The organism is Acidovorax sp. KPB24-07 (assembly GCF_057543315.1).
In genome coordinates this window covers 1-4,579 of the sequence record NZ_BAAJYS010000271.1, presented here as the reverse complement: position 1 = coordinate 4,579, position 4,579 = coordinate 1, and the positions used below count along the sequence as shown (strand labels likewise).

The 4,579-nt window shown below is 68.7% G+C and carries 5 protein-coding genes; 1 reads left to right on the top strand and 4 read right to left on the bottom strand.

Translation table 11 applies throughout. The features are described from left to right. Nucleotides 1-188: 188 nt before the first annotated feature. Complete coding sequence (locus AC27IQ_RS19050; RefSeq protein WP_487090408.1) at nucleotides 189-881, top strand: pectate lyase; 693 nt, start codon at nucleotides 189-191, stop codon at nucleotides 879-881. A 106-nt stretch (nucleotides 882-987) separates the two neighbouring features. On the opposite strand, the gene purH is transcribed toward AC27IQ_RS19050, so the two are convergent. From purH to AC27IQ_RS19030, 4 genes are all read right to left on the bottom strand, one after another. Then, entirely contained in the window at nucleotides 988-2,613 is a 1,626-nt protein-coding gene (purH, locus tag AC27IQ_RS19045; protein ID WP_284408047.1) for a bifunctional phosphoribosylaminoimidazolecarboxamide formyltransferase/IMP cyclohydrolase, read from the bottom strand. 84 nt (nucleotides 2,614-2,697) lie between these two features. Next, nucleotides 2,698-2,931 carry a Fis family transcriptional regulator gene (locus AC27IQ_RS19040; RefSeq protein WP_005799570.1) on the bottom strand — a complete coding sequence of 78 codons (234 nt, stop codon included), beginning with the start codon at nucleotides 2,929-2,931 and terminating at the stop codon, nucleotides 2,698-2,700. Further along, the gene (gene dusB / locus AC27IQ_RS19035) at nucleotides 2,928-3,977 is read right to left on the bottom strand and encodes a tRNA dihydrouridine synthase DusB (protein ID WP_487090407.1); all 1,050 of its coding nucleotides are present in this window, start codon (nucleotides 3,975-3,977) and stop codon (nucleotides 2,928-2,930) included. The genes AC27IQ_RS19040 and dusB overlap by 4 nt, the downstream gene beginning before the upstream one ends. Nucleotides 3,978-4,099: 122 nt before the next feature. Beyond that, nucleotides 4,100-4,579, bottom strand: a 480-nt coding sequence (locus AC27IQ_RS19030; protein ID WP_487090406.1) for a c-type cytochrome, incomplete at its 5' end; no start/stop codon positions are given.

The window sequence follows — 4,579 nt, the reverse complement described above, 5'->3', positions numbered from 1 at the left end:
CAGCGGCGCCCCACGCCCCGACCCGTCCACGATCGCGAACGCGCCCAAGCCATCGCCGACGCCTGCGCCGCCGCCCCCCCACGGAGGTGGGTTCGGGCGGCAAGGCACCGGCGACCGCGCCGTCGTCAGCCCCCACCGCAGCCCCATCCCCGTCAACGAATGCAGCCGTCACCAAGCCGCCGGCGAACATGAAGGTCGCCGAGCCCACGGGCGTGGAAGAGGTGAACAAGCCCATCATCGTGAAGGCGGGCACGACCTACGACGGGGAGGGCAAGCTGTTCAACGCCGGCGCCGGGCTGAACGGCGGCGGCACCGCGGAGACGCGACTGCCGATGTTCATCCTCGAGCCGGGCGCATCGATCAAGAACCTGCAGTTCAAGGGCGGGGACGGCATCCACCTGCTGGGCGATGCCAAGCTGGACAACGTGCACGGCCTGCAGACCGGGGACGATTTCGTCACCGTGGACGGCGCGGAGAACAAGGCGGTCGACGCCCAGCGCGCCGGCATCTCGGCGAAGGACCTTCCGAGCGGCCCGGCCCAGGTGGAGATCACGAACTCGTCGTTCCAGAACAGCCACGACAAGGCGATCCAGATCAATGGTGACGTGAATCTGAAGCTCCAGGGCATCTACGCCGACAACATCGGCCAGCTGGCGGTCACGCGCGGCGGCTACCCGATCACGGCGAACGTGGACATCTCCGATTCGACCTTGCAGAACCTCAAGGCCTTCACCTTCCGCTTCGACTCCAGGCATTCCACCGTCAACATCGCGAACACCGATGTGGATGGCGGCAAGACGCCGGTGAACGTGATGGCGGGTGACCCCAGCAAGGTGCAGGGCGCCGGCAGCGTGCGCCAGTCCGTGCAGACGGTCGGGTGACCTGACACGCCGCAACGGCGAAGGCCCTGCCAGCGCAGGAAGGCAGGGTCTGCCTTTCCCGCGCTGGCAGGGCCTTCGCGCTTGGGGAAGGTTCCTGCCGACCGGCTCAGTGGCGGAAGTGGCGCACGCCGCTGAACACCATGGCCACGCCGCGCTCGTCGGCGGCGTCGATCACTTCCTGGTCGCGCATGCTGCCGCCGGGCTGGATGACGCAGGTCGCGCCCGCGTCCACCACCACGTCCAGGCCGTCGCGGAAGGGGAAGAACGCGTCACTCGCCACCACCGTGCCTGCCAGCGAGAGGTTGGCGTGCTGCGCCTTGATGCTGGCGATGCGCGCCGAGTCCAGGCGGCTCATCTGGCCGGCGCCAACGCCCATCGTCATGCCGCCCTTGCAGAACACGATGGCGTTGCTCTTGACGTACTTGGCGACCTTCCAGGCGAACAGCAGGTCTTCCATCTCTTCCAGCGTGGGCTGCTTTTTCGTGACGACCTTGATGTCGATCATCGACAGCTCATGGTTGTCGGCCGACTGCAGCAGCATGCCCGAGCCGATGCGCTTGGCGTCCACCGCATTGCGGCCGCGGTGCCAGGGCGTGTTGCTGCCCAGCGCGTATTCCGCCGCGTCCAGCGCCGGGGGCAGCGCGATCTTGAGCAGGCGCACGTTGGCCTTGGCCTTGAAGACCTCCAGCGCCTCGGCGGTGAAGTCGGGGGCCATCAGCACCTCCACGAACTGCTTGGCGATCTGCTGCGCCGCCGCGCCGTCCACCGGGCGATTGAAGGCGATGATGCCGCCGAACGCGCTGGTGGGATCGGTCTGGAACGCCTTGCCGTAGGCGCCCAGGGCATCGAGCCCCACGGCCACGCCGCACGGGTTGGCGTGCTTGACGATCACGCAGGCCGGGACGTCGAAGCTCTTGACGCATTCCCAGGCGGCGTCGGCGTCGGCGATGTTGTTGTACGAGAGTTCCTTGCCCTGCAGCTGCACGCCGGTGACGATGGAGCCGGGCGCGGGGTACAGGTCGCGGTACAGCGCGGCCTGCTGGTGGCCGTTCTCGCCGTAGCGCAGGTCCTGCACCTTGGTGAAGATGCCGTTGCTCTGGCCGGGGAAGGCCGTGCGGGCGGGCACGTAGTCCTCGGCCAGCTTCTCGGCCTCGAACGTGACGGACGAGAGGTAGTCGCTGATGGCCGCGTCGTACTGCGCGATGCGGTTGAACGCGGCGACCGACAGGCCGAAGCGCAATGCGTCCGACAGCTTGCCCGACGCCTTCAGCTCGCCCAGCACGCTCTCGTACTGCGCGGCGTCGGTCACCACGCCCACGTCCTTCCAGTTCTTGGCGGCGCTGCGCACCATGGCGGGTCCGCCGATGTCGATGTTCTCGATCGCGTCGGCCAGCGTGCAGCCGGCCTTGGCCACCGTGGCCTCGAAGGGGTAGAGGTTGACCACCAGCAGGTCGATGGTGTCGATGCCGTGCGCGGCCAGCGCGGCCATGTGCTCGGGCAGCTCGCGGCGCGCCAGCAGGCCGCCGTGCACCTTGGGGTGCAGCGTCTTCACGCGGCCGTCCAGCATCTCGGGGAACTGCGTGACCTCGGCCACTTCGGTCACGGGCAGGCCGGCCTTGGCCAGCAGCTGGGCGGTGCCGCCGGTGGACAGCAGCCGGATGCCCAGCGCGTGCAGGGCCTGGGCGAATTCAACGATGCCGGTCTTGTCGGAGACGGAGAGAAGTGCGTTCATGGCAGGGGGTGGGGTTTGATTGAAATCGGGCTTCAGCGCAATATCCACTAGGGCATATTGCTATTAAATATGTAGCAACCGCCGTTACAGCAGCTTGTGCTCCACCAGCTTCTTGCGCAAGGTGTTGCGGTTCAGTCCCAGCCATTCGGCGGCGCGGGACTGGTTGTTGTCGGCGTGGCTCATGACCACTTCCAGCAGGGGCTTTTCGACCACGCGCACCAGCATGTCGTACATGCCGTCCGGCGTCTCGCCCCCTAGGTCGCGAAAGTAGCCCTGCAGGCTCTCCCGCACGCACTCTTCGATGTGTTTCTTGCTCATGCCGCCAGGTCTTCCTGTTTTTCGCTGGGGTCTGCGTCCTCGGTGTGCGCGGGGGGCAGCCGGTCCATCCGTTGCCCGATCGCATCCAGATAGTGGGCCACCGCGTGCCACTGTTCGGAGCAGTCCTCGATGGTGTTGATGTGTTGCCTGAACGCCTCGCCGCCGGGCAGGGCCCGCACGTACCAGGCGATGTGCTTGCGCGCGCTGCGCATGCCGGTGAACTCGCCGTAGAGGCGATAGTGGTCCTGCAGGTGGTCCAGCAGCAGGCGCCGCACCTCGGCCACCAGCGGCGGCGCCAGGTGCTCGCCCGTCGCGAGGTAGTGGCCGATCTCGCGGAAGATCCACGGCCGGCCCTGCGCCGCGCGCCCGATCATGATCGCGTCGGCGCCCGTGGCGGCCAGCACCTCGCGCGCCTTCTCGGGCGAGGTGATGTCGCCGTTGGCCACCACCGGCACGCGCACCGCGGCCTTCACGGCGGCGATGGTGTCGTACTCGGCCTGGCCACGATAGCCCTGCTCTCGCGTGCGGCCGTGCACCGTCAGCATCTGGATGCCCACGCCCTCGAACGCCCGGGCCAGGGCCACGGCGTTCTTGTGCTCCTGGCTCCAGCCGGTGCGCATCTTGAGCGTGACGGGCACGTTGCGCGGGGCGCAGGCCCCGACGACGGCCTCGGCGATCTCCAGGGCCAGGGCCTCGTTCTGCATCAGGGCGGAGCCCGCCCATTTGTTGCAGACCTTCTTGGCCGGGCAGCCCATGTTGATGTCGATGATCTCGGCGCCCCGGTCCACGTTGTAGAGCGCGGCCTCGGCCATCATCTGCGCGTCGGTGCCGGCGATCTGCACGGCGATGGGGCCGGGCTCGCCCTCGTGGTTGGCCCGGCGCGAGGTCTTGAGGCTGTCCCACAGGTCCTTGCGCGACGTGACCATCTCGCTCACCGCGTAGCCCGCCCCCAGCGCCTTGCACAGCTGGCGGAACGGCCGGTCCGTGACGCCCGCCATCGGGGCGACGAACAGGCGGTTCGCCAAAGGAATGTGGCCGATGTGCATGGGAGGGGGGAGGCAGCGCGTGCTGAAAAAGGAGGCAGGATTGTAGCTGCTCAAAATTTCAGCAAATGAAAAGTGCTTCCGGCGCCGCCACGGCCCCCCATCGGCGGCCCGCCGCGCCGTTCTCAGCGCGCCCCGCGGCGCTCGCGGGCCATGTGCTGCAGGTAGCTCACCAGATCGTCCAGATCGCTGTCGCTGAGCCGGTCCGGCGCGAAGCCGGGCATCGACTGCCCGGGCCACTGGCGCACGCTGGCCGGGTTGCGCACCAGCTGGCGCAGCGCCTGCGGCTGGAAGTACTCCACGGGGCTCATCGGCAGGTTCAGGTCGGGCCCCAGGCGCGCTTCGCCGCCGCCGTTCATGGTGTGGCAGACGAAGCACTGCGCCACGAAGATCGCCTGGCCGCGCCGGCGCGCATCGCCCGCGGGCACCTCGGGCGCGACGCCGATCCGGGGCCAGCGCTTTTCCGGCGACTCGCGCACGTGCAGCCGGGCCACGGCATAGGGCCACTGCTCGCTGAGCACGCCGTCGGCCACCGGCCAAACGATGTAGAACGGCCCCGGGGCCCGACGCCTTGCCCGGCAGCGCGGGCCAGGGCGCACCGGCCG